Source organism: Pseudomonas sp. 32A (genome assembly GCF_052682255.1).
The window spans coordinates 4,512,055-4,535,467 of sequence record NZ_JBQYLY010000001.1 but is presented as its reverse complement, the minus strand read 5'-3'; the positions used below and the strand labels follow the sequence as shown (position 1 = coordinate 4,535,467).

The 23,413-nt window shown below is 58.6% G+C and carries 23 protein-coding genes; 15 read left to right on the top strand and 8 right to left on the bottom strand.

Features of this window, described 5'->3' with window-relative positions; translation table 11 throughout:
- The first annotated feature begins 376 nt into the window (after positions 1 to 376).
- The 3 genes from ACUN0G_RS20910 to ACUN0G_RS20900 all read left to right on the top strand — a co-directional run bounded on the left by ACUN0G_RS20910 (position 377) and on the right by ACUN0G_RS20900 (position 3,202).
- On the top strand, positions 377 to 1,627 hold the full coding sequence (locus tag ACUN0G_RS20910; RefSeq protein WP_167663725.1) for a ribonucleotide-diphosphate reductase subunit beta: 1,251 nt from the start codon (positions 377 to 379) through the stop codon (positions 1,625 to 1,627).
- A gap of 145 nt (positions 1,628 to 1,772) precedes the next feature.
- Complete coding sequence (locus ACUN0G_RS20905; RefSeq protein WP_445574176.1) at positions 1,773 to 2,486, top strand: HNH endonuclease; 714 nt, start codon at positions 1,773 to 1,775, stop codon at positions 2,484 to 2,486.
- Positions 2,487 to 2,557: 71 nt separating this feature from the next.
- Positions 2,558 to 3,202, top strand: a complete 645-nt coding sequence (locus ACUN0G_RS20900) for an HAD-IB family hydrolase (protein WP_445574175.1) — start codon at positions 2,558 to 2,560, stop codon at positions 3,200 to 3,202.
- Positions 3,203 to 3,300: 98 nt separating this feature from the next.
- Here ACUN0G_RS20900 and ACUN0G_RS20895 read toward each other — a convergent pair whose 3' ends face one another.
- Positions 3,301 to 4,260, bottom strand: a complete 960-nt coding sequence (locus tag ACUN0G_RS20895) for a LysR family transcriptional regulator (RefSeq protein ID WP_421523823.1) — start codon at positions 4,258 to 4,260, stop codon at positions 3,301 to 3,303.
- Positions 4,261 to 4,522: 262 nt separating this feature from the next.
- On the opposite strand from ACUN0G_RS20895, the gene argH reads away from it, so the two are divergent.
- The 6 genes from argH (at position 4,523) to ACUN0G_RS20865 (ending at position 11,081) form a co-directional block, all read left to right on the top strand.
- The gene (gene argH, locus ACUN0G_RS20890) at positions 4,523 to 5,950 is read left to right on the top strand and encodes an argininosuccinate lyase (protein WP_177083667.1); all 1,428 of its coding nucleotides are present in this window, start codon (positions 4,523 to 4,525) and stop codon (positions 5,948 to 5,950) included.
- Positions 5,951 to 6,217: 267 nt separating this feature from the next.
- On the top strand, positions 6,218 to 7,096 hold the full coding sequence (locus tag ACUN0G_RS20885) for an amino acid ABC transporter permease (RefSeq protein WP_177025713.1): 879 nt from the start codon (positions 6,218 to 6,220) through the stop codon (positions 7,094 to 7,096).
- Positions 7,097 to 7,120: 24 nt separating this feature from the next.
- The gene (locus tag ACUN0G_RS20880) at positions 7,121 to 7,885 is read left to right on the top strand and encodes an amino acid ABC transporter ATP-binding protein (RefSeq protein WP_177025712.1); all 765 of its coding nucleotides are present in this window, start codon (positions 7,121 to 7,123) and stop codon (positions 7,883 to 7,885) included.
- Positions 7,886 to 7,909: 24 nt separating this feature from the next.
- Entirely contained in the window at positions 7,910 to 8,731 is an 822-nt protein-coding gene (locus ACUN0G_RS20875) for an ABC transporter substrate-binding protein (protein WP_063027826.1), read from the top strand.
- A gap of 165 nt (positions 8,732 to 8,896) precedes the next feature.
- Complete coding sequence (locus tag ACUN0G_RS20870) at positions 8,897 to 10,066, top strand: MFS transporter (protein WP_003211499.1); 1,170 nt, start codon at positions 8,897 to 8,899, stop codon at positions 10,064 to 10,066.
- A gap of 64 nt (positions 10,067 to 10,130) precedes the next feature.
- Positions 10,131 to 11,081, top strand: a complete 951-nt coding sequence (locus tag ACUN0G_RS20865) for a hypothetical protein (RefSeq protein ID WP_445574174.1) — start codon at positions 10,131 to 10,133, stop codon at positions 11,079 to 11,081.
- 12 nt (positions 11,082 to 11,093) lie between these two features.
- Here the strand turns inward: ACUN0G_RS20865 and ACUN0G_RS20860 are convergent, their stop codons facing one another.
- The 3 genes from ACUN0G_RS20860 to ACUN0G_RS20850 form a co-directional block, all read right to left on the bottom strand.
- Positions 11,094 to 11,750, bottom strand: a complete 657-nt coding sequence (locus tag ACUN0G_RS20860; protein WP_445574173.1) for a DUF6933 domain-containing protein — start codon at positions 11,748 to 11,750, stop codon at positions 11,094 to 11,096.
- 45 nt (positions 11,751 to 11,795) lie between these two features.
- Entirely contained in the window at positions 11,796 to 12,158 is a 363-nt protein-coding gene (locus tag ACUN0G_RS20855) for a hypothetical protein (protein ID WP_177072024.1), read from the bottom strand.
- 77 nt (positions 12,159 to 12,235) lie between these two features.
- On the bottom strand, positions 12,236 to 13,042 hold the full coding sequence (locus ACUN0G_RS20850; protein WP_445574172.1) for a sulfite exporter TauE/SafE family protein: 807 nt from the start codon (positions 13,040 to 13,042) through the stop codon (positions 12,236 to 12,238).
- A 114-nt stretch (positions 13,043 to 13,156) separates the two neighbouring features.
- Between ACUN0G_RS20850 and ACUN0G_RS20845 the strand changes: the two genes are divergently transcribed.
- Positions 13,157 to 13,927, top strand: coding sequence for an AraC family transcriptional regulator (locus ACUN0G_RS20845; RefSeq protein WP_445574171.1), 771 nt, complete (start codon positions 13,157 to 13,159; stop codon positions 13,925 to 13,927).
- 104 nt (positions 13,928 to 14,031) lie between these two features.
- Positions 14,032 to 14,412 (top strand): helix-turn-helix domain-containing protein, encoded by a 381-nt coding sequence (locus ACUN0G_RS20840; RefSeq protein WP_445574170.1) that lies wholly within the window; start codon positions 14,032 to 14,034, stop codon positions 14,410 to 14,412.
- Positions 14,413 to 14,429: 17 nt separating this feature from the next.
- On the opposite strand, the gene ACUN0G_RS20835 is transcribed toward ACUN0G_RS20840, so the two are convergent.
- Entirely contained in the window at positions 14,430 to 15,368 is a 939-nt protein-coding gene (locus ACUN0G_RS20835) for a GlxA family transcriptional regulator (protein ID WP_445574169.1), read from the bottom strand.
- A gap of 116 nt (positions 15,369 to 15,484) precedes the next feature.
- Between ACUN0G_RS20835 and ACUN0G_RS20830 the strand changes: the two genes are divergently transcribed.
- Positions 15,485 to 16,279, top strand: coding sequence for an SDR family NAD(P)-dependent oxidoreductase (locus tag ACUN0G_RS20830; protein WP_445574168.1), 795 nt, complete (start codon positions 15,485 to 15,487; stop codon positions 16,277 to 16,279).
- A 6-nt stretch (positions 16,280 to 16,285) separates the two neighbouring features.
- Here the strand turns inward: ACUN0G_RS20830 and ACUN0G_RS20825 are convergent, their stop codons facing one another.
- From ACUN0G_RS20825 to ACUN0G_RS20815, 3 genes are all read right to left on the bottom strand, one after another.
- Positions 16,286 to 17,668 carry an amidase family protein gene (locus ACUN0G_RS20825; RefSeq protein WP_445575579.1) on the bottom strand — a complete coding sequence of 461 codons (1,383 nt, stop codon included), beginning with the start codon at positions 17,666 to 17,668 and terminating at the stop codon, positions 16,286 to 16,288.
- 235 nt (positions 17,669 to 17,903) lie between these two features.
- The gene (locus ACUN0G_RS20820) at positions 17,904 to 18,668 is read right to left on the bottom strand and encodes a hypothetical protein (RefSeq protein WP_445574167.1); all 765 of its coding nucleotides are present in this window, start codon (positions 18,666 to 18,668) and stop codon (positions 17,904 to 17,906) included.
- A gap of 112 nt (positions 18,669 to 18,780) precedes the next feature.
- Complete coding sequence (locus ACUN0G_RS20815) at positions 18,781 to 19,839, bottom strand: MBL fold metallo-hydrolase (RefSeq protein WP_258347288.1); 1,059 nt, start codon at positions 19,837 to 19,839, stop codon at positions 18,781 to 18,783.
- Between the two features lie 123 nt (positions 19,840 to 19,962).
- Between ACUN0G_RS20815 and ACUN0G_RS20810 the strand changes: the two genes are divergently transcribed.
- From ACUN0G_RS20810 to ACUN0G_RS20800, 3 genes are all read left to right on the top strand, one after another.
- Positions 19,963 to 20,583: a TetR/AcrR family transcriptional regulator gene (locus tag ACUN0G_RS20810; RefSeq protein WP_258347289.1), complete on the top strand. Its 621-nt coding sequence runs from the start codon at positions 19,963 to 19,965 to the stop codon at positions 20,581 to 20,583.
- A 189-nt stretch (positions 20,584 to 20,772) separates the two neighbouring features.
- Positions 20,773 to 21,831 (top strand): diguanylate cyclase, encoded by a 1,059-nt coding sequence (locus ACUN0G_RS20805; RefSeq protein WP_445574166.1) that lies wholly within the window; start codon positions 20,773 to 20,775, stop codon positions 21,829 to 21,831.
- Between the two features lie 238 nt (positions 21,832 to 22,069).
- A complete protein-coding gene (locus ACUN0G_RS20800; protein WP_445574165.1) occupies positions 22,070 to 23,389 on the top strand; it encodes a methyl-accepting chemotaxis protein in 1,320 nt (439 codons plus the stop codon).
- Positions 23,390 to 23,413: the final 24 nt, after the last annotated feature.

The window sequence follows — 23,413 nt, the reverse complement described above, 5'->3', positions numbered from 1 at the left end:
CAAAAAAATCCAAGCCAGGCAAAGCCTTGTAAACCCGGACCTTGGCTGCAAACACCACCATTTTGGCCGCTCACCGAGACCATCCGCCGCAACACAAAGTCGAATTTTTCCCTATAATGCGCGGGTAAATCGGGCCTGCAATATCCCTTTACATGGGGATGAAGAGCCAGACCTGAGGCCCCCGCTGGAGCCAGCAAGCATTGCTCCGCCCCTCAAGCCTCAAGCAGAACACCCGTAACCCTGATTCCGTTTAATGCGTGCGTTAGCTGCAACAAACGATTCCTTAAGATCCACCGCGGCCTTTGGGCCGTGTGAACACCCCACCATCCGGTTTCACACGGGCACCTTAGAGCCCTCACGCAGGAGACGACACGTCATGCTGAGCTGGGACGAATTCGACAAAGAAGAAGACGGCGAAGTAGTTGCCAAAGGCGCCAACGCCGGCCACGCCACAGAAGCCAACATGGACCGCCTCGACGGTGCCGGCGCTGCTGCCGCCATCGAAGCCCGCGCCGTCACCGCCAATGACTCCGCCGCCATCGTGCGCGCCAAGGCCGCCCTCGACAAACTCGACGTCGCCGAAGGCCTCGCCGAGCTGGAAGGCTCCGCCGCCCGCGTCGCCGTTGACGAAAAGCGCATGATCAACTGCCGCGCCGACCTCAACCAACTCGTGCCTTTCAAGTACGATTGGGCCTGGCAGAAATACCTCGACGGCTGCGCCAACCACTGGATGCCGCAAGAGGTCAACATGACCGCCGACATCGCCCTGTGGAAAACCCCAGAAGGCCTGACCGACGACGAGCGCCGCATCGTGATGCGCAACCTCGGCTTCTTCTCCACTGCGGACTCGTTGGTCGCGAACAACCTGGTACTGGCCGTGTACCGCCTGATCACCAACCCGGAGTGCCGCCAGTACATCCTGCGCCAGGCCTTCGAAGAAGCGATCCACACTCACGCCTATCAGTACTGCATCGAATCGCTGGCCATGGATGAAGGCGAGATCTTCAACATGTACCACGAGATTCCATCGGTCGCGAAGAAAGCGGCTTGGGGCTTGAAGTACACCCGTTCGATCTCCGATCCGAAGTTCGAAACCGGCACCGTTGAGACTGATAAAGAGCTGCTGCGCAACCTGGTGGCGTACTACTGCGTACTGGAAGGTATCTTCTTCTACTGCGGCTTCACCCAGATCCTGTCCATGGGCCGTCGCAACAAAATGACCGGCGTGGCCGAGCAGTTCCAGTACATCCTGCGGGATGAGTCGATGCACCTGAACTTCGGTATCGATGTGATCAACCAGATCAAAATCGAAAACCCACACTTGTGGGATGCCGAGATGAAGGAAGAAGCGACCCAGATGATCCTGCAAGGGACTCAGCTGGAGATTGAATACGCTCGCGACACCATGCCGCGTGGGGTGTTGGGGATGAATGCGGCGATGATGGAGGATTACCTCAAGTTCATCGCGAATCGTCGTTTGTCGCAGATTGGGTTGAAGGAAGAGTATCCAGGGACGACTAACCCGTTCCCGTGGATGAGTGAAATCATGGACTTGAAGAAAGAGAAGAATTTCTTTGAGACTCGTGTGATCGAGTACCAGACCGGCGGCGCGCTGAGCTGGGATTGATTCCTGAGCTAACTAAAAAGCCCTGACTTGTTCAGGGCTTTTTTGTATTTGCAGAGTGCCAATTCCTACAGGCTCGTAGGAAATTTCGTGGACGTGCTAGTGGCCACTCAGTATCGTCCGAGGGTTTTCTACCTTCGGCGGCTGTATGGATACGAAAAAAGCTAAGACTGGCTGGAGTGACGACGAGCTTGAAGCCTCAGTCGACGCTTATTTGAGAATGTGGGCGCTTGAACAGAACGGAAAAGCCTTCAACAAATCGGTCGAAAATCGACTGTTACGCGAGGGGCCACTGAGGCTGCGTAGCGCTTCGTCTGTCGAGTACCGCATGCAAAACATATCAGCCGTAATCGAACTAATGGGCCTGCGGTGTATCACCGGATATAGGCCTGCAAAAAATGTCGGAGCCAGAGTGAATGAGCGTATTCGCAAAGTATTGGTTTCGAAAATAGGCCTCTATCCAGAGATTGATATCGCTACGGCAGATAAACCGCTACCTAGAAGCCCCCCCACTGTCTCGAAGCCCTTACTTCAAATAGAGCCTCAGGGCATTCTTAATCCACGGCAACTATTTACTGTCAGCATTTCCTTTGCGCGCGCGCTCCATGTACGAAAGCAGGTTCGACGGCTAGCAAGTGGTATTTGCGAGGGTTGCGATAAGCCGGCACCGTTCACAGGTGATGATGGCTTGCCATTTCTTGAAGTACATCACGTCAAGCACCTCGCCCAGAAGGGTTCGGATCGCGTTACCAATGCTGTAGCCTTGTGCCCCAATTGCCATCAGCGTTGTCACCGCTCAAATGACCGTGGTGAATTCACCAAAGGGCTTTACTCGAAAATCAAAAGATTGAGAGAGGAGTAGAATTCTGCGGTCACAGCTCATGCGTTACCAAAATTACTAGATAGGACCGAGACCCGCCCGTGAACCCAGACATGCTCGAATCCGGCCCCCTGGATGCCAAAGTACTCTCCGTCTTTGACTTCGACGGCACCCTGACCCACCACGACAGCTTCGTACCGTTCCTGAAGTTCGCCTTTGGTAAAGGCGAGTTCATGCGCAGGATGGTGAAGCTGGCGGTGCCTGGCGCGCAGTTTCTGTTGCGGGTCATTAGCCGTGATGAGCTCAAGGCGCAGTTGATCCGCACCTTTATGACCGGCGTGGACAAGGCGTGGGTTCAGCAGAAGGCTGAAGCGTATTGCCAGGCGTATTGGAACAAGTTGATGCGGCCTACCGGTCTGCAATCGGTGGCCGATGAATTGAAGTCCGGGGCGGTGGTGACGTTGTGTTCGGCGTCGCCGGCGTTGGTGTTGCAGCCGTTTGCGGATCGGCTTGGGATCCGGTTGATTGGTACTGAGCTTGAGGTGGTGGACGGGGTGTTGACGGGCAAGCTCACGGGGAATAATTGCCGGTGTGAGAATAAGGTGCTTCGGCTTGAGGCGGTTTATGGGGATCTGGGGGAGTATCGGCTCAGGGCCTGGGGGGATACGCGCGGGGATCGGGAGTTGTTGGCGGCGGCGCAGGATGCGCATTTTCGGCATTTTCATGCGAAGAAGAAGCGGGCCAGGTTGCAGCGGTGATGCGGGTGGATGGGGTTGGAAGGTAGACCGAGTCGATGCCATCGCAGCCTCGCTAAAGCTCGACAGCTCCTACAGGTGATCTCTGTATATCCTTAGGGTTAGATTGGCGCTTTGAGATCCACGCCTAGTGCCGTTGCGAAGGCTTTGACCAGTGGGCTACGTGGGGCGTTGTGGCGCAGGATGAGGTTGAACGCTGTGCTCAGGTGGATCTGCTCCGGGCATAACACGCGCAGGCGCCCTTCCCTCACCAGCGGCGCGGCGTAGTGTTCGGGGAGGAAGCCCAGGAAGCGGCCGGTGAGGATGAGGATGGCGACGGCTTCTACCTGGGAGGCCGAGGCGGACTGGCTGTCGTAGCTGACGAAGTTGGCCTTGTCGCTGTGGATCGCGTAACGATGGTTGACCACTTCGTGCTGGCGCAACACATCTGCGTTGATAGCACTCGCTTCAAACAGCGGATGCCCGACGGCGCAGTACGCGTGGGACTTTTCTTCGTACAGCGGGAAATAATCGAATTCTTCCCGCCGCTGGTACACCGGGACGATGCCGACAATCAGCCGCCCTTCCACCACGCCCCGTTCAACTTCGTCCAGTTGCGAGGCATGCAGGCGTAATCTTATTTTTGGCGATTCTGTATGTAATTTTCCCAGCGCTTTAATCAGCGGCGAATTAACGTCAGAGACGGTGTTATCAATAACGCCCACACTAAGGTCGCCGATCAGTTCGTTCTGTGCCGAACTAAGCTTGTCTCTGAAACTGTCTACCGAGGCAAATAATTCAATGGACGCTTGATAGACTAATTTGCCTTCTTCGGTCAGGCCAAACCCTTCTCGCCCTCGTGTACACAAGCGCATGCCGATGCGAATTTCCAGGTCGGAAATCTGCTTGCTGATCGCCGCCAGGCCCACGTTCAGCTCATTCTGCGCCGCACTGAAGCCGCCAGCTTCGACTACAGCCTTGAACACCCGCAGCAATTTGAAGTCCAGGCCGCTGAGTTGCAGGGGCGGTCTTGTGCCGGGTTTTGGCGGTATGTTTCCAGAATTGGAAAGTGGAGTTTCCATAATACGTGTTGACCTCAAGTGCCATCTTCAACAGGCTTTGACCTACTCCATGAACATCGCCGGGCGGCAATAATGAACATACTTAACCGCCCTTGGCAACCTTGAATATAGCGGGTTGAACAGCTTTTACCGGCTGCTTTAACGCCCATAAAAACCTGACACTTCGATCAGGACTTTTCGTTTTGCTACTGCCCTCCGAATCCATAAGGCCAAGCCACGTCCATCGGGCTTGTCACTTCTAAAAACAAGCGTGAGGAACACCATGTCTCAGCCCACCGATCGCCTCTGGGGTGCTCGTTTCAAGTCCGGCCCGTCTGCTGCTTTGGCGGCGCTGTCCCGTTGCCCCGAGCGCTATTTTCGCCTGACGCCCTACGACCTGGCCGGCTCCCGGGCCCATGCCCGTGAGTTGCAGCGGGCCGGGTTGCTGGACGAGTCGGAAACCTTGCGCACCCTGGAAGCACTGGACCGGATTGGTGAGGACTTTGCCGCTGGCCGCCTGCACCCGACGCTGGATGACGAGGATGTGCACACCTTCATCGAGCGGGTGTTGACCGAGCGCTTGGGCGCCCTGGGCGGCAAGTTGCGCGCCGGGCGTTCGCGCAATGACCAGACGGCCAACGATTTGCGCCTGTTCCTGCGGGACCACGCGCGCACCATCACCACCGAGGTGTTGGGGTTGCAGCAGGCGCTGGTGGACCAGGCCGAGCAGCATATCGAGAGCATCTGCCCGGGCTTCACCCACTTGCAACAGGCGCAGCCGATTGTGTTCGCCCATCACTTGTTGGCTCATGCGCAATCGATGCTGCGGGATGTGCAGCGCCTGGTGGATTGGGATGCGCGTACGGCGTTGTCGCCGTTGGGTGCTGCGGCGATGGCCGGCTCGGCGATTGCGCGCCAGCCGGAGCATTCGGCCAAGGAGATGGGTTACACCGGGCCGTGCGAAAACTCTATCGATGCTGTAGCCAGTCGTGACCACGTGGCGGAGTTTCTATTTGTGGCGGGCATGCTCGGGGTGAATATCTCGCGGCTGTCGGAAGAGTTTTGCCTGTGGTCGTCGCGGCAGTTTCGCTGGGTGCAATTGGACGATGCCTACGCCACCGGTAGCTCGATCATGCCGCAGAAGAAGAACCCGGACATTGCCGAATTGGCGCGGGGTAAAGCCGGGCGGTTGATTGGCAACCTGACCGGGTTGATGTCCACGCTGAAGTCGTTGCCGCTGTCGTACAACCGCGATTTGAGTGAAGACAAGCACAGTGTGTTGGACAGCGTGGATACCTTGCTGCTGGTGCTGCCAGCGATGGCCGGGATGGTCGCGACGATGAAGGTGCAGGTGGAAGAGCTGCGGCGTCAGGCGCCGATGGGCTTCACCCTGGCGACAGAGGTGGCGGATTGGTTGGCCACTCGTGGTGTGCCGTTCAAGGAGGCCCATGAGATTACCGGCGCCTTGGTGCAGGCCTGTGAGAAGCATGAGATTGAATTGTGGGAAGCCTCGCCAGCGTTGTTGGCGGAGGTGGATACGCGGCTGACGCCGGAAGTACGTGAGTGCCTGACCCTGGAAGCGGCGATTGCGGCGCGCAGTGGTTGGGGTGGTACGGCGCCGGAGCGGGTGCGGGAGCAGATTGGGCGGTTGAAGACTGCGTTGGCTGTGCAGCAAGAGTGGACACAGAGTTACACCGGTTTTCGGATTTGAGACAGCTTCACTTGTAGGAGCGAGCTTGCTCGCGAAAAACTCAAGAGCGCCGCTGGGTGTCAGGTTTCCAGCGTTATCGTTCACGACCATCGCGAGCAAGCTCGCTCCTACAGGGTTAAAGATCGTTCCCACGCTCTGCGTGGGAATGCCGCCTTGGACGCTCCGCGTCCTGCCGCCAATGCAGGTGGTGACGCGGAGCGTCACGGGATGCATTCCCACGCAGAGCGTGGGAACGATCAGTGTATTCAGTTGTTTTGGAGAGTCACCATGAAACAAACCCCGGCAGAGCGCTTGCAAGCCGAGCGCCAGCAGACCGAGAACCAGTTCGATATCACGAAGTACGAGCATGTGCCGCGTCGCTATTACGGGCGGATGTTTTTTGCCACGTTGATCGTGATCGCACTGGCCGCCTTGTTGCGGGCATTCGCCAACGGCCAGATCGAATGGTCCTACATCGGTCAGTTCCTCACGTCCGAGGCGATCATTTGGGGCTTGGTAAACACCATCATCATGTCGATCCTGGCCATGGCGCTGGGGGTGGTGATCGGGGTGATCACGGCAATCATGCGCATGTCGGCCAACCCGATCCTGCGTTATGTGGCCATCACCTACACCTGGCTGTTTCGCGGTACGCCGCTGATTCTGCAACTGCTGTTGTGGTTCAACCTGGCGCTGATTTTCCCGGTGATCGCGATTCCCGGGCTGTTCAGCATCGACACCGTGGACCTGATGACGCCGTTCGTGGCCGCCCTCCTCGGCCTGAGCATCAACCAGGGTGCCTACACCGCTGAAGTGGTGCGCGCCGGCCTGTTGTCGGTGGACACCGGCCAGTACGAAGCCGCCAAGTCCATCGGCATGCCGAGCCTTCAGGCGCTGCGTAGGGTGATTCTGCCCCAGGCGATGCGGGTGATCATTCCGCCTGTAGGCAACGAGTTCATCAGCATGGTGAAAATGACCAGCCTGGCGAGTGTGATCCAGTACTCGGAGCTGCTGCACAACGCGCAAAACATCTACTACGCCAACGCCCGGGTCATGGAGCTGCTGATTGTTGCCGGCATCTGGTACCTGGCGGTGGTGACTGTTCTTTCATTCGGTCAGAGCCGCCTCGAGCGTCGTTTTGCCCGCGGCGCCGGCAAGCGTTCGTAAGCCCTGACTGAGGAGATTTGCCCCATGAGAAGCATCGTCAAGGCCGTGAACCTGAACAAGTACTACGACCAGTATCACGCGTTGCAGGACATCAACCTGGAAGTCGAACAAGGCGAAGTGCTGTGCATTATCGGCCCGTCCGGTTCCGGCAAAAGTACCCTGCTGCGCTGCGTCAATCAGCTGGAAAAAATCGACAAGGGCGGCCTGTGGGTCGACGGCGAACTGGTGGGTTACCGGGTCGTCGGCAACAAGCTGCATGAGTTGAATGAATCACAGATCGCCCGTCAGCGCTTGGCCACCGGCATGGTGTTTCAGCGCTTCAATTTGTTCCCGCACATGACCGTGTTGCAGAACATCATCGAAGGCCCGTGCCAGGTGCTCAAGCGTTCGCCCAAGGAAGCCACCGAGGATGCGTTGGAGTTGTTGGCCCGCGTCGGCCTGGTGGACAAACGCAATGCCTACCCGGTGGAGTTGTCCGGCGGCCAGCAACAGCGTGTGGCGATTGCCCGGGCGTTGGCGATGCGGCCCAAGCTGATGTTGTTTGACGAACCCACATCAGCCCTCGACCCGGAGCTGGTAGGAGAAGTGCTGTCGGTGATGCGCGATTTGGCCACCACCGGCATGACCATGATTGTGGTCACCCATGAATTGGGCTTCGCCCGCGAAGTGTCCAACCGCATGGTGTTTATGGACGCCGGCCAGATTGTGGAAGCCGGCAGCCCTGAAGAAATTCTAATAAGCCCACAAAACCCGCGTACCCAAAGCTTTATTTCTGCCGTTCGCACTTAACTAAAAAACTAACGAGAACGCCCCATGAAAAATCTGTTTCTTCCAAGTTTGCTCGTAGGCCTGATGGCCTCCACTTCGGTTTTGGCGGCATTGCCGGCAGCGATCAAGGACAAGGGTGAGATCAGCGCGGCCATCGTGCCGAACTACCCGCCGATGGATTTCAAGGACACCGCCACCAACAAACTCACCGGCCTGGACTTTGACCTGGGCAACGCCCTGGCCGAGCGCCTGGGTGTGAAGATCAAGTGGCAGGAAACCGGCTTCGAACAGATGCTCAGCGGCCTGACCACCAAGCGCGTGGACATTGTGCTGTCGGGCATGACCGACACCGCCGAGCGCCAGAAGTCGGTGACCTTTATCGACTACTTCACCAGCGGCCCGCAGCTGTACACCCTGGCCAAGCGTGAAGACCTCAAGGAATTGACTGACCTGTGCGGTAAAAAAGTCGGCACCAGCCGACGTACCACCTGGCCGTCGGAAATTACCGCGTGGAGCAAAGAAAACTGCGAAAAGGCTGGTAAGCCAGCCATCGTGGTGATTGGCACCGAGGGCTCGGCGGATGCGCGGGCACAGTTGCAGCAGAACCGTCTGGATGCGGCGATGCAAGGCAGTGAAACCATTCCTTACCTGATGTCGCTGGACAAGGGTAAGTACAAGCCGGTGGGCCTGGCGATTTCCAAGCAGTTCACGGGGTTGGGGATTGAGAAGAGCAATACCGAGTTGGTCACGGCCATCAGTGAGGCGTTGCAGGGCATGATTGATGATGGGACGTATGGCAAGATTCTGAAGAAGTGGGATCTGGAGCAGGGTGCGGTGGAAAAAATCAGCATCAATGCCGGCCAGTAACACCCTATAACCCTGTGGGAGCCGGGCTTGCCCGCGATGAGGGCGTGTCAGTCGATATTTCCAGTGGCTGACACACCGCAATCGCGGGCAAGCCCGGCTCCCACAGGGATCACCTGTGTATGAAAGATCATCGTCAGCCCCAAGAATAAGGACATCCGCCCCACCGTGGCCACGTACTCCCTGGTAATCCGCCGCCTGATGATCTGCTCGGTGACCATCGTCGTCAGCCGCGCCATGACCAGCCCGTTGCTCGCGCTGTTGCTGAGCACCCGACTGGGCCTCAACCAGCAAGATATCGGCTTGCTGATGGGCATCGCCGTGTTCATCGCCACGCTGCTGGGCCTCTACGGTGGCTACATCATCGACCGTCTGGAAAAACGCAAGCTGCTGATCCTGGCAATGCTCTCCAGCTCCATCGGTTTTCTGTTGCTGACCTTTGCCAGCAACCTCTACCTGACCACCCTGACCCTGGTGATCACCGAAGCCGCTTCGGCGCTATTCCTGATCGGCTCCAAGGCGATCATCAGCGAGAACCTGCCGGTGGGCCAGCGGGCCAAGGTGTTTTCCCTGCGCTACACCCTGACCAATGTCGGCTACGCCACCGGCCCGATGCTCGGCGTGGTGATTGCCGGCCAGATGCCCCTGGCACCGTTCCTGATCGCCAGTGCGATTGCCTTTGGCAGCCTGTTCCTGATGATCGGCATCCCACCGACCCAACGCGACGACAGCAATAAACCCTTAAGTTTTCTCAGCACCCTGCGGACCCTGCGCAGCGATCGCACCTTGATCCTGTTTACCAGCGGTAGCCTGCTGAGCACCATTGTCCACGGGCGCTACACCTTGTATCTGTCGCAGTTTCTGCTGGTGGCCTACAAGCCGGAGAACGCGCTGAAAATTCTCTCTGCGGTGCTGGCGTGCAACGCCATCACAGTTATCCTGATGCAGTACCAGATCGGCCGCTTCCTCAAGCGCGAACAACTGCGCTACTGGATCGTGCTCGGCACCTCGCTGTTTATTGCCGGGTTGATCGGCTTCAGCATGGCGGACGGCCTGGTGTCGTGGTGTGTCGCGATGTTTGTGTTCACCCTCGGGGAGATGATCATCTACCCCTCCGAATTCCTGTTTATCGACACCATCGCCCCGGACGCCCTGCGCGGCAGTTATTACGGCGCACAAAACCTGGCGGCATTTGGCGGCGCCCTGAGCCCGGTGATCTGCGGTTACCTGCTGATCAACGCATCGCCCGCCTCAATGTTTTATGTACTGAGCGGGCTGACGGCGGTGGGTGGCACCTTGTGTTTCCTGAGTGGCCGGCGTGTGGTGGTCCGTGCGTAATTTCTACTGATATTTGCGCAATATCCCGCTATTAATAGCGAACTCTCTCACGGACCCGAGCCCCATGAAATTCGACACGGCCTACAGCCTGAGTCTCGACGACAAGCTGTCGATCTATGACGTGCGCGACCTGAATTTCGACGAAACCGCCGCCTTCGATTCCGACAAGGACAGTTTCCTGTGCCCCAATGACGAGTGCCGGGCGGCGTTTACGGCGGGCAATGTGCTGGGCACGTTTAATGCGAAAAACGTCAATTACCTGCGCACGCCGCACTTCAAGAACATCCCCAGCACCCGGCATATCGAAGGTTGCCGGTACGCCAGTCGCCATGCCGGAAAAGGCGAAGCTGAAGACGGGCCGGAAGAAAATTTCCCGTCGGAATTTGTCCTGACGCGGCGCCAGTACGAACGCAAAACGCCGGTCATCGGTGCTGAGGCTGGCACCCCACAAGAACCACCGAAAACGCCGGCAACCCGCAATGCCTTGTCTCACAGCTCAAGCGACACCACCCCGGACAAGACCAGCGTCTTTGCCCACCCCGTGGAATGCTACGTGTCGAATATCGGCGATAAGGAAAAGCTGAAAAGCATGCCCTTGAAGATCGGCGAGCACACTGCGACCTACTGGACGTTTTTCAAGAAGATCGAATACCTGCAAGACAACAAAGGCCTGATCTACTGGGGCAAGATCAAGGAGATCAAGGACTACACCAGCAGCTTTCGCATCGACTTCGAAAAGAAAGCCTGGCTCGACAAGAAGCCCTACTCCATCAATGTTTACCTGAGCAAAAAACTGATCGAGAACTACCGCAAGCGCAAGGCGTTCCTGGAGCAGATCAAGGCGGCGGTGGACAGTGATCGAACGTTGTATTGCTTCTTTTACGGGGTGACGCCGGAGTTGAAACAGGTACCGAGCAAGAAAAACCCCGAGCAGACGTTCGGGGTGTTCAGTGCCGATATCGAGAACCTGGATCACCTGATTATTCGCGAGGCGCCGGGGTTGGGAGAACGGTAACGCGATTCCAGGTCAGGCCCCTCGGCTGAATAGACGGTACTTTTCACGTGCAAGTGCGGCGCCCGCAGGGTCCAAGCCGCCTACCGTGACCAACCAATGAATCAGCATTTCCTCATCCGGCCAATAAAGCCCCTTCACATCTTTCAAGCTTCGAGGCGTATGGTTGATTCGAGCGTCGTAATGCAGAGCGCTCCAACACATTGCGGCAAGATCCACGCCTTCTGCGTCCATCTCAAAATTCCGCAATATTTTGTTGATTTGAGTCTGCGCACTCCGATCACCCCGCTGCTGCAGGCAGTACGACTCGACCAAACTGACGAATTGCTGCTCAGGCACCGACGGATCAACCAAATCCAAAACATCAGACTTTAAGGCGAGATCCAAAACACCAGTCATCCAGCGATTAATAAAGGTGCGCACGAAGCCATCGGCGTCGGCCTTTTTCATATCAAAAAACAGCATGCAATAGCGGGTTTTCAGATGTATCGCCAACAGCACATGTTTACGTTGCACCGTCGCGGCATGGACCAGCCACTGATGAGGGTCGGCGTACAGGTCATCACCCTGGCGCTCTTGTGTCGGCGGTTTTTGAACTGGGGTAATTTTTTTGCCTTTGTGAACCCGGCTAAAAAAATCACCAGCCGCCTGCGTACAATTAAAACTTAGCATCAAGACACTTCCTGAACATTTGTACTGAAGTCAAAGACAAGACTCTCAGTCGCCTTGTACGTGTGCAGCCACCCACTCGATTTCGTAACGCTGCCTGACCGCGCAGCCGATAGCGATCAATGTCTCTTCGCTTAATACCGACAACTCTGAATCACTCAACAAGTCATGCCTGATCATTTGCGCAAGGCTTTCGCGGGCTTTCGAACGACTGTAGAGATCAAACATTCGGACGACATCGTTATCGCGATCCCTGGTGAGGCGATACAGCGTTTTGTACCGAGCCTCGGCAGAAAGCGTTTCGCGCTCACTGATGGTCTTTGCATCAGCCAGTACGCCTAGGTAAAAGCGCTCAAGCGCCAATGCCCTGAGGACTTTGAACTTCTGCCAATCGCTTTCGGAAATGGACATCACATTCCCCGGTCACTTTCTTTTGAATAAAGAAGTAACCCTAGCCTGCGGCTAAAAGAACGCAAAATCCACTAGCGTCAGACCAGCATGCTCACCATCACCACGCCCAACAACCCGATATATACCCGCGCATGCAGTGCATCCGGGATACGACCAATCCACGGCGTGGCCAGGCGAATGCCCAGCAGCGAGCCCAGGGTGAGGATGGCAAACGCCAGCAAGTCGACATAGCCGACAAACCACGCACCCAATTCCACCTTGGCGAATCCTGCCATGAGCACGTAGGTAAACGTACCGGCCAGCGCCACTGGAACACTCAAGGGGTTGGCCATGGACGTGGACTGGGACATGCTCAAGCCACAACGGCGCAACAGTGGCACGGTCATCACGCTGCCGCCCACGCCCAGGAAGGTGGCGATCACGCCAATGGCGATGCCGCCACCCGTCACTTCCGCGCCGCTCAGGCGTCGTGGCTGGAGCCTGTCGTCCTGGCTGAGAAAGCCCCTGCGCAACAGGCAATCGACAATGGTGACGGCCAGGTAGGCGATAAAGGCGTACCGCATGAAATCGCCACTGGCGAACATTGCAGCCCCTGCGCCCAGCACGGCGCCGACCCCGATGTACCCGCCCAACGGCCACAAGTAATGGCGAATCAGATTACCTTTGCGACGGTGTTTTCCAGTGGCGAGCAGCGCGTTGACGATCATCACGCAGGTGGAGGTGGCGACTGCGATATGCATCGCCGATGCACTCACGCCCGCGTCGTGGCTGAGCTTGAGCATGCCGTATAGCAACGGCACCACCACGAACCCGCCGCCGAAGCCGAACAACACAGCCGTCACGCCGGTCATGCAGCCGAACAGTGCCAGTAATAGATAGAACATCGAGAATCGCCTTGAGTATCAGGAAGAGCTGTGACGATAGAGATTCAAGGCTTGGCCCGCTTGCGCAAGTCGGCCAATAATATGCGAGATATTGCCACTTCCGGAATCAGCTCCATGCGCAACGTTTCCATCGCTCAACTGGACCTGACGCCCCGAACGGTCGTGGCAATCGGCACCGACTACCCCCACGGCTATCTGCTCAAGCGCCACAGCCACCGGCGCGGGCAGTTGTTGTATGGCGCCACCGGAGTGATGCAGGTCAGCACTCAGGAAGGCAATTGGGTTGTGCCGCCCCAGCGTGCGGTGTGGATTCCCGCCCAGATGCCCCATGAAGTGCTGATGATCGGTGTGTCGACGCGCAGCCTGTATATCGAACCGCACGCCGTCACCGACTTGGGCGCCAGTTGTCACGTCATCAATGTTTCACCCCTGATGCGACAGTTGCTGATGGAGGCGGTGGAGCTGCCGCTGGAATACGACGAGGCCGGGCGCGACGGTACGCTGGTCAGCCTGCTGTTGCATGAACTGGCCCGCGCCACGCACTTGCCCCTGCATATCCCGCTGCCGGAGGACCCACGCCTGCTTGCTCTGTGCCTGGCGTTTCTGCAGCGGCCGGACGTGCACCAGTCACCGATTCAATGGGCCGAACAATCGCACCTGAGCTTGCGCACCTTCAGCCGGCATTTCCGCCAACACACCGGCTTGAGCTTCGTGCAGTGGCGCCAACGAGCCTGCGTGGTGCAAGCCCTGGCACGCCTGGCCAGCGGCGAAACCGTCACCCGGATCGCCCTGGACCTGGGCTACGAAAACCCGGCGGCATTTTCCAGCATGTTCCGGCGAGTGCTTGGCCAGTCGCCGAGCACTTACCTGGAAGGGGCGAAATAGAGCAGCGACAACCCTACCGACAAAATCCAGTTGATGAGCGGTAGAAACAACTGTACAAAAACACAGTATAGTTTGCCCTCCCCCGTCGAACCTGGAGAAAGCCCATGTCCTCTCTGGCAATGAGCAACACCGTAGAACAGCAGATCGTCCTTCATCAATTCACCCCACGGCACAGTGTCCAGGCCCGCCTGCTGCTGGGCTGGAGCCGGGAAGACCTGGCCCGGGAAGCGGATGTGGAAGTGGACGCCCTTCAACGTTTTGAAAGCCATGGCGATGTGGACGACGAAGTCCGCCTGAGTGTGGCGTTTCGTCTGGAGGCTGAAGGGTTGGTGTTTTTCCCGGGCTTTGCACCGGGGTGGGGGATGAATGTGCGGGGCCGCGCCAGCGCTTCGACACAACCTGCCGCCAAAGGGATCATCTCCCGGTTTCTGGATTCAACAGCGGCATCCATTGACCCAACAACACCTCAGCCCAATGGTGCGTAGCGCGCAAGGCCATCAACTCACGCCTGCAACTGCAACGCCCTACGGATCATTTGTGGCGGTTGGCCAAACGCTCGCAGGAAGGCTCGACGCATGCGCTCCGGGTCACCGAAGCCCGTCTCTCGGGCGACGACGTCGATGGAGTGGCTGCCGGATTCGAGCATCAAGCGCGCGGCTTCAATGCGCAGGTGTTCCACCGCCTTGGCCGGGGATTGGCCGGTTTCGGCGCGGAACAGTCGGCTGAATTGGCGCGGGCTGAGGTGTGCCGCTTCGGCTAGTTGCTCTACCGAGAGGTCCTCACGCAGATGCCCTTTGGCCCAGGCCAGGGCGGTTTGTACGCGGTCGGACTTTGGGTCCAGTTCCAGCAGCGCCGAGAACTGCGACTGGCCACCGGCACGGCGATGGTAGACCACCAGTTTTTTCGCCACGTCGCGGGCCACTTCCACGCCCAGGTCGTGCTCGACCAAGGCCAGGGCCAAGTCGATACAGGCGGTCATCCCGGCCGATGTCCAGAGCGGACCATCGACGGTGAAGATCCGGTCTTCCTCCAGCTTTACATTGGGGTAGCGCTGGCGAAACGTCATGGCGTGGTACCAGTGGGTGGTTGCCTTGCGCCCTTCCAATAACCCGGCCGCTGCCAGGTGGAACGAACCGGTGCAGGCCGACGTAACCCGGCGCGACGACTTCAATGACGCCTGTAGATACGCCACCATGCCAGGAGTGGGCTCGAGTAATTCGTTATCCCCCAGCACCACAATCGTGTCGTAGTCCTGCTGCCCGAACGCCAGGCTATCAATGGCAAAGCCCATGGAGCTTTTGATCGGCCCACCATGCTCCGACAGCAAATCCACGCGGTAGAACGGTCGTCCGACTACGAAGTTGGCAAATTCGAACACGCTGCTGGTGGACAGGCTCAGCACCTGGAAACCGGGAAACAGCACGATACCGACGGACACCATGGCCAAACCTCATGTCTCTAAAGGAGGGATATATGACATTGCGGCCACCACATTACACCCATAATCTTGGTTCCAACAAGGCCGATCCCCTCCCCGGCCCATTTGGAGCAACTGCCATGTCGCAACAAAAAGGTTATGCCCTGATTACCGGTGCTTCGTCAGGAATTGGCGCGGTGTATGCCGACCGCCTGGCCCGTGCCGGCTACGACCTGATTCTGGTGGCCCGCAACCAGCAACGCCTGGAGCAGTTGGCAACACGCTTGAAGGCCAGCACCCAGCGTGACGTTGAAGTGATAGCGGCCGATCTCAATCTGCCGGCCGACTTGGCGCGTATTGCCCAGCTCGCGCAGGACGACAGCCGTATCAGCCTGCTGGTGAATAACGCCGGTGTGGGCGCCACAGCTTCGCTGCTGGAGTCGGATGCCGACAAGATGGACGCGATGATTCTGCTTAACGTGCTGGCGCTGACCCGCCTGGCCAAAGCGGCGGCAACCAACTTCGTCGCCCAGGGCCGTGGGACGATTATCAACATTGGCTCGATAGTCGCCCTCGCCCCCAAAGTGCTGAACGGGGTATATGGCGGCACCAAGGCCTTTGTGCAGGCCTTCAGCGAATCGTTGCAGCATGAGCTGAGCGACAAGGGCGTGGTGGTTCAAGTGGTACTGCCGGGCGCCACCGCCACGGCGTTCTGGGACATCGCCGGCCTGCCGGTAAACAACCTGCCGGAGACCATGGTAATGACCACGGAAAACCTGGTGGACGCAGCCCTCGCCGGCCTGGCTCAAGGCGAAGCCGTGACGATCCCGTCGCTGCCGGACAGCGCAGATTGGGACACCTACGAACGCGCGCGGCTGGCCCTGGGTCCGAACCTGTCGCACCGTGAACCCGCCGCTCGCTATGGGTTGAAGTAATCCGGACTAGCGCAGGCCGGGTTTAAACGCAGGCTTCCTGATTGCCTGGGAGGCCTGTTCATAACCGTAGGCGACCGAAAGCAACGTGGCTTCGCTCAAACTTTTCCCATAGAAGTGAACGGCTGTCGGCATCCCTTCGTCGTCCATGCCCGATGGTATGGAGATGCCGGGGTAACCGGCCACCGCCGAGTAGTAGTAACTGTATGAGTGAAAGTTGGACATCATTGCATCAAGCTTATGCTCGGTCAGCGGCTTATCGATGGTGCCTTTGAAAATCGGCCCTATGGCAGCCCATAACTCATTGCGCGCCTCATCACTGATATCCATCTCGTTGATCAGGGTGAGCATCTGTTGATCCGGCACACCCGGGCCGCTGTTGCGCTCGTTGAATTCAATCAGCTCAGACAGCGACTTCACCGGCAAGCCTGCCCGTCGTGCCAGATAGGCCTCAAGCTGGTGTTTAACGTCTGATAACAGTGCATCGTTGTATTTTTCGTACGTTTCGTACGACACGCCTTCACCCAGCTGATCCACGGGTACCAATGTCGCGCCCTTGGTCCGCAGCAGCGTAATGGCATCCTCGAAGTGCTGCCTGTCGGCTTTTTTGGCCGGGTCGTTGGCCTCTTTTGCCGATAACTCAGGCAATGGCGTATAGCCGATGCGCTTGCCCACCAAGGCGTCAGGCTTGAGCCCCTGGGTGTAGAGGTTGGTACCTGTCATCGCATCCAGTGCCTGGGCCGCATCACGCACGTTGCGAGTGAAGGTGCCCACGGTATCCTGGCGGGAACTGGTCATCACCCCTTCGGTGCTCACTAATCCTTCGGTCGGTTTGAAACCAATAACACCGTTGTAAGCCGCCGGCGTAATGATTGAACCATTGGTTTCGACCCCCAATGCCAAGGGCACGATCCCTTGAGCGACGGCGACGGCAGAGCCTGTACTCGAACCGGCCGCCTGGCCATCCAACCGATGCGGGTTGAGGGTCAAACCGCCCCTGGAGCTCCAGCCGTGAACCGGCTCTTCAGAGCGAAAATTGGACAATTCACTCATGTTGGTTTTTCCAATAATCACCACGCCGGCCTTCAGCAGGTTGTCCACTACCTTGGCGTTCTTTGAGGCGGGCCTGCCCACCAGTGCCATGGAGCCAGCGCTGGTCTGCATCTTGTCGCTGGTTTCGAACACATCTTTGAGCGCTATCGGAACGCCGTGCAAAGGCCCACGCACTTTGCCTTCGGCCCGTTCCTGATCCAGCGCACGGGCTTTCACACGAGCGTCAGGATTGATTTCGATGAACGCATTGCCGCCCTGCAAGCCCTTGTCCATGTTGGCGATCAGCTTCAGTGAATCCCTCACCACCGAATCGGAACTGGCCCCATTGGGCCGGGTCATGTCCGCCGCCAAATCGTCGGCACTCCTGTAGGCTTGCGGCGGGTTCACCACCGCCTCGAAAAGCCCCGCTGCCCATCCCGCGCCCAAACCTGGTCCGATCATAAATACTCCCCGCCTGCCTGAATGTTGGGAATACCGTTCGATATCCCTGCCTCAGTCTAAGAAGCGAAATACTCGATGACTCGGGGGCAACTCTTACTGCGGCGTGCGATCACTCTCTCCTTGGCGTAGGTCCTTAAAGCCGTCCTAAAACCTGCCGGCAACCTCGCACCAACGCCGCCAGACGATCTCCAGACCAATGCGCACCATAGAACCAGATAAACCTCCAAACCCCGTCAGCATCGGTGCCGACGGGTATGCGAAAGCTCGGGTTACCTGCAGTGGCAGCTTGATGAAAGGCGGCACTTTGCGCATCGGACACCAGCCCATCCAGCCGATTTTCCGTGATCCGATCGTTAATTTCGTTGCCAGGGTCCAGGGTGAAATGGCACGCGTCATCCGTCACCCGCGCAGACACAGGCACCAACTCCGCACCGGCTGTGCGCAGTACGTTCAGGACTTGAGCAAAGTGCGCGCTGTGTTCGATCATTTCCCGCACATCACCTGCAACATATTCACTGGCAAAACCAATGCGGCTGCCAGCCAACGGCCGTGTGTTGATCAGATGGCCTGCATCGACGACCGGCGGAATCTCCACCATCACCGGCCCCTCAGGGTCGATGCCGCCGAGGGCGATCAGTGATAACGAAGGGTCGCGCACGGTGCGCATCAGGGGGCCGGGGATATCGAACCGGGGGCCGTAGCCACTCGGGGAGTCAAACTCCGGACCGCTGGGGTGATCGCCGGAGCTGACGATTGCACCGCAAGTGTCAGCACCAAACACGACGCCCTTGCTGACGGTCAGGGCGCAAGGCGGGGAAACAGAACTGTCCCCCGAGATTGTCTGTTTAAACAGACACAACGCACCCGACGCTGTGACCTTCCTACTCTTGTCGTCCATATACACCCACGCCTCGAAACTGATTTTCGAGGGATGATTGCATCCTTTTATCGGGACGGCTGTAGGTCGGAAACAACCTGCAACTCAGCGGCGGGATTGCACCAAATAGCTATCACCCGCCGACATATTGCTCGTTACCCGCGTGCTCGACTTCCAGCCACCAGGCCTGCCCGCGCTCCGGCTGATTGAGCATGAACGCCTGTCCCATCGCCGGCGTGGTGATCGACACATTACGCTCCCACGCCAGCGCCATGATGCGGTCGAACGGTTCGTGCCACGCATGAAACGCGAGGTCGAAGGTGCCGTTGTGGATCGGCAGCAACCAGCGGCCCTTCAGGTCGATGTGCGCCTGCAGGGTTTCTTCCGGTTGCATGTGAACGTGGGGCCAGTCGACGTTGTAAGCACCGGTTTCCATCAGGGTCAGATCAAACGGACCGTACTGCTCGCCGATACGCTTGAAGCCCTCGAAATAGCCGGTATCACCGCTGAAGAAAATCCGCCGCGGGCCGTCAATCATCACCCACGAACACCACAGCGTCTGGTTGCCATCGAACAGGCCACGCCCGGAAAAGTGCTGGGCCGGCGTGGAAACAAAGCGAATCCCGTCCACTTCAGTGCCCTGCCACCAATCCAGTTGCCGCACCTTGCTGGCATCCACACCCCACTTGACCAACGTATCGCCCACGCCCAGGGGCGCGAGGAAATAGCGGGTCTTGTCCGCCAGTTGCACCACGGCTTTGTGGTCCAGGTGGTCGTAGTGATTGTGGGAAAGGATTACCGCCTCGATGGGCGGCAGGTCTTCAAGGCTGATCGGCGGTTGGTGGAAACGCTTGGGGCCGGCCCAACTGAACGGCGATGCGCGCTCGGCGAACACCGGGTCGGTCAGCCAGAACTTGCCGCGCATTTTCAGCAGGACAGTGGAGTGCCCAAGGCGGAACACGCTGTGGTCGGGGGCGGCAAACAGTTGCTCACGGGTCAGCGGCTGCACCGGGATCTCACCCACCGGGCGCGTGCTGCGGGGCTTCTGGAAAAGCATCTTCCACATGATGCCCAAGGTCTTGCCCAAGCCGCCATGCTGGATGGGCTTCTGATTGGTGAAGTGACCTTGCTGCTGTTCGGAAGACTTGGGCGCTGAAGAAGAACTGTCGAGACGGGTTGAGATCGTGGCCATTACCGAGGAACTCCTGCAGGCTGCTCTTGAAATTACACTGCACAGTGTAGTTTCTACATTGCAACAAAACTCGGAGCAAGTAAACTACCGAGTGTAATTTTCCCTTCAGAGCCGAAATCCCCCATGACTGCACCTCGACGCCTCACCGACCGTAAACGCGAAGCCATCGTGGCAGCTGCCATCGCCGAGTTTCGCGACAACGGTTTCGAGGTCACGAGCATGGACAAGATCGCCGCCACTGCGGGGGTTTCCAAGCGCACGGTGTACAACCACTTCCCCAGCAAGGAAGAACTGTTCGCCGAGATCCTGCATCAACTGTGGGCCAGCAGCGTTGCGCAGCTGGACGTCAGCTACGCCAGCGACCGCCCGTTGCGCGAGCAATTGCGCGGGTTGCTGCAGGCGAAGATGACGATGATGTCGGACGCCAACTTCCTCGACCTGGCCCGTGTGGCAATTGCCGCCACCATCCACTCGCCGGAACGCGCCCAGGACATGGTCAACCGCCTGAGCAAACGCGAAGAAGGCTTCACCCAATGGGTGCGTGCCGCCCAGGAAGACGGCCGGCTGAGTTGCACCGACCCGTGCTTCGCCGCCCACCAGGTGCAAAGCCTGCTTAAGGCTTTTGCCTTCTGGCCACAGATCACCCTCGGCCAGCCAACCCTGGACGCCGACGCCCAAGCGAACGTCATCGAGTCAGCCATCGATCTGTTTCTGGCGGGCTATGAGGTGGTGCCGCAGCACTGACCTGTTTCAGGAACGACATCCAAGGTCGTTTTTTGTCTGATTCGCCCTGTGTCCTTTGCAAATGGCTTGGAAGGACACTGATTATTCCCGCGCGAATAACTGACAATATTCACACGTATTATCCGACCAGTGGTTTTCCCGATCACGTGTGCCGTCGTACCTGCAAAAAAAGAATCGACCCAGGAATTTATGGAAAACCAACGAGGCAAAGGGCTGTCATTTGCCAGACGTATCTACAAGCCAAGGATCATCGGCCTGGGCATCGGCTGCATCAGCGTCATCGCTGCGCTTTACCCACTGCAAATGCCTGGCTGGGTCTGGGGGTTGCTGCTGTTCAATGGTTTTGGCTGGGCGCACCTGGCGTACCAACTGTCGACCCGTTCTGACTTCCCCTACAAGGCTGAACGACGAAACTTGCTCTACGACTCGCTGCTCGGCGGGTTTTGGGCGGCTACCACGCAGTTCACGCCCCTTACCGCCGTGACCATCCTGTCGATGATGACCATGAACAACGTCGCCGCCGGCGGCAAACGCCTGTTCCTCCACGGGATAGTCGCGCAACTGGTGGGCATCGGCGTGGCATGGCTGTTGTTCGGTATCAAGTTCAACCCCGATGTCAGCCTGGTTCAGGTCTACGCCTGCCTGCCCATGCTGACGCTGTATCCGATGGCGCTGGGCATGGTCTGCTACCGCCTGGCGATCAAACTGTCGGAACACAAACGTGCCCTGAGCGCCCTGAGCCGCACCGACAGCCTTACTGGCCTGCTCAACCACGGCTCGTGGAAAGACCTGCTGCACCTGACGTTTCACAAGTGCCAGCAACAACAGGTCCACGCCACCATCGCGCTGATCGATATCGATCACTTCAAGCAGATCAACGACAGCTACGGGCACATCATCGGCGACCAGGTCCTGCGCCAACTGAGCCTGGAGCTGCGACGCAACCTGCGGGGAAACGACTTGGCCGGGCGTTACGGCGGCGACGAATTCTGTGTGATTCTTACGGACATGCCCCTGGAACAGGCCGCGCAGGTCATGGAGCGCATGCGCGAAGTGTTCAGCAACTACCGTCATCCGGAAATCCCCGAGCTGCGGGTCAGCCTGAGCATCGGCCTGGCGTCGTTCCAACCGGCCTTCACCGACGCGGCCATGTGGCTCAACGCAGCGGACCGCGCGCTGTACGCGGCCAAGGACACTGGCCGTAACCGCGTCAATATCAGCGACTATGTGGTCGCTCATAGCGCTTGAATCCCGCGAATTACACCTCGTCTGAATTAAACGCAGCCACCACCGACCGATAGCATAATGCCGCCATTGGTCGGTCGCCGTAGAACTTCTGGCCGACCCTACGACTCAGAACCCGCTGTTCCACCCTCTGTCAGCACAAGGAAGCTGGCAATGAGCACGTTCGCCGTATGCTTGAGCCATACGGTGGCAGGCGCCCCCATGGATACCCCTGACGCTTGCTTCCCCCGAGCACACGACCATGCTATTCAACGCCCATAAAAAAACCATCAGTACCTTGCAAGCCACCCTCGCCCAGCAAGCCAGCCTTCTCGACGCCATCGACCGCTCAATGGCGGTGATCGAATTCGACCTGCAAGGCACGGTCCTGCGGGCCAATGAGAACTTTCTCAAGGCCATGGGTTACACCGCCGATCAAGTGGTGGGCCAGTCCCACCGCCTGTTCTGTACCCCGGCCTTCGCCCGCAGCGCCGAGTATGGCCAGCTGTGGACGCAACTGCGCAACGGCCAGTTCCAGTCCGGCACCTTTGAACGAATCACCCGCAGCGGCCAGCCGATCTGGCTGGAGGCCAGCTACAACCCGGTGCGCGACGAGTCCGGCAGCGTGGTGAAAGTGGTGAAGTACGCCATGGACGTCACCCCGAAAATGCAGGCCGAGAGCGAAGCCAGCGCCAAGTTGCAGGCCATCGACCGCGCCATGGCGGTGATCGAGTTCAACCTCGACGGCACCATCATCAGTGCCAACCAGAATTTCCTGCATCGCATGGGCTACAGCCTGGCGCAGGTCCAGGGCAAGCATCACCGCATGTTCTGCACACCGGAGCTGGCCAACAGCAGCGCCTACAGCGAGTTCTGGCAACGGCTGAACCAGGGCGAGCTGTTCAACGGGCAGTTCGAACGCGTCGACAAAAACGGCCATGTGGTGTGGCTGGAAGCCAACTACAACCCGGTGTACGACGCCAGCGGGCGCCTGTGCAAGGTGGTGAAGTACGCCTCCGACGTCACGGCCATGGTGGAGAAACACGCCGCCGATGCGCAAAGCGCGACCCAGGCCTATCACATCTCGCTGCAAACCCGGGACTTCGCCGAAAAAGGCGCCGAGGTGATCCAGCAGACGGCTACGGGCATGCGCGAGATTGCCGCCAACATCGACGGTTCTTCCACGCTGATCGCCAAGCTGGGCGAGCGCTCGCAGCAGATCACCGCCATCGTCAACACCATTCGCGGGATTGCCGACCAGACCAACCTGCTGGCCTTGAACGCCGCCATCGAAGCCGCGCGGGCGGGTGAGCAAGGCCGTGGGTTTGCGGTGGTGGCCGATGAGGTCCGGCAACTGGCGGCGCGCACCAGCGGTTCAACGGCGGAGATTTCCTCGATGATCGAGATGATCCAGACCGAAACCCGCCAGGCCATCGACAGCATGGACGGCACCCGCGACCGCGCCGCCCAGGGCGTGGACCTGGCGAACCAGGCCGGCACCGTGATCCTGCAGATTCGCGACGGCGCCAGCGAGGCGGTGCAGGCGGTGAGTGCGTTTGCCAATGAACGGGGCAACAGGTAAGCGACAGGCTTCTTCATGTGTCCG

Excerpts from the sequence above, each read along its gene's own strand:
- ACUN0G_RS20830 (WP_445574168.1), top strand. The coding sequence starts at position 15,485 with ATGTCGCAACAAAAAGGTTATGCCCTGATTACCGGTGCTTCGTCAGGA.
- ACUN0G_RS20825 (WP_445575579.1), bottom strand. The coding sequence starts at position 17,668 with ATGACCCGGCCCAATGGGGCCAGTTCCGATTCGGTGGTGAGGGATTCA.
- ACUN0G_RS20865 (WP_445574174.1), top strand. The coding sequence starts at position 10,131 with ATGAAATTCGACACGGCCTACAGCCTGAGTCTCGACGACAAGCTGTCG.
- ACUN0G_RS20805 (WP_445574166.1), top strand. The coding sequence starts at position 20,773 with ATGGAAAACCAACGAGGCAAAGGGCTGTCATTTGCCAGACGTATCTAC.
- ACUN0G_RS20855 (WP_177072024.1), bottom strand. The coding sequence starts at position 12,158 with ATGTCCATTTCCGAAAGCGATTGGCAGAAGTTCAAAGTCCTCAGGGCA.
- ACUN0G_RS20860 (WP_445574173.1), bottom strand. The coding sequence starts at position 11,750 with ATGCTAAGTTTTAATTGTACGCAGGCGGCTGGTGATTTTTTTAGCCGG.
- ACUN0G_RS20900 (WP_445574175.1), top strand. The coding sequence starts at position 2,558 with ATGCTCGAATCCGGCCCCCTGGATGCCAAAGTACTCTCCGTCTTTGAC.
- ACUN0G_RS20840 (WP_445574170.1), top strand. The coding sequence starts at position 14,032 with ATGTCCTCTCTGGCAATGAGCAACACCGTAGAACAGCAGATCGTCCTT.
- argH (WP_177083667.1), top strand. The coding sequence starts at position 4,523 with ATGTCTCAGCCCACCGATCGCCTCTGGGGTGCTCGTTTCAAGTCCGGC.
- ACUN0G_RS20885 (WP_177025713.1), top strand. The coding sequence starts at position 6,218 with ATGAAACAAACCCCGGCAGAGCGCTTGCAAGCCGAGCGCCAGCAGACC.
- ACUN0G_RS20800 (WP_445574165.1), top strand. The coding sequence starts at position 22,070 with ATGCTATTCAACGCCCATAAAAAAACCATCAGTACCTTGCAAGCCACC.
- ACUN0G_RS20835 (WP_445574169.1), bottom strand. The coding sequence starts at position 15,368 with ATGGTGTCCGTCGGTATCGTGCTGTTTCCCGGTTTCCAGGTGCTGAGC.
- ACUN0G_RS20880 (WP_177025712.1), top strand. The coding sequence starts at position 7,121 with ATGAGAAGCATCGTCAAGGCCGTGAACCTGAACAAGTACTACGACCAG.
- ACUN0G_RS20905 (WP_445574176.1), top strand. The coding sequence starts at position 1,773 with ATGGATACGAAAAAAGCTAAGACTGGCTGGAGTGACGACGAGCTTGAA.
- ACUN0G_RS20875 (WP_063027826.1), top strand. The coding sequence starts at position 7,910 with ATGAAAAATCTGTTTCTTCCAAGTTTGCTCGTAGGCCTGATGGCCTCC.
- ACUN0G_RS20910 (WP_167663725.1), top strand. The coding sequence starts at position 377 with ATGCTGAGCTGGGACGAATTCGACAAAGAAGAAGACGGCGAAGTAGTT.
- ACUN0G_RS20850 (WP_445574172.1), bottom strand. The coding sequence starts at position 13,042 with ATGTTCTATCTATTACTGGCACTGTTCGGCTGCATGACCGGCGTGACG.
- ACUN0G_RS20815 (WP_258347288.1), bottom strand. The coding sequence starts at position 19,839 with ATGGCCACGATCTCAACCCGTCTCGACAGTTCTTCTTCAGCGCCCAAG.
- ACUN0G_RS20895 (WP_421523823.1), bottom strand. The coding sequence starts at position 4,260 with ATGGAAACTCCACTTTCCAATTCTGGAAACATACCGCCAAAACCCGGC.
- ACUN0G_RS20810 (WP_258347289.1), top strand. The coding sequence starts at position 19,963 with ATGACTGCACCTCGACGCCTCACCGACCGTAAACGCGAAGCCATCGTG.
- ACUN0G_RS20820 (WP_445574167.1), bottom strand. The coding sequence starts at position 18,668 with ATGGACGACAAGAGTAGGAAGGTCACAGCGTCGGGTGCGTTGTGTCTG.
- ACUN0G_RS20845 (WP_445574171.1), top strand. The coding sequence starts at position 13,157 with ATGCGCAACGTTTCCATCGCTCAACTGGACCTGACGCCCCGAACGGTC.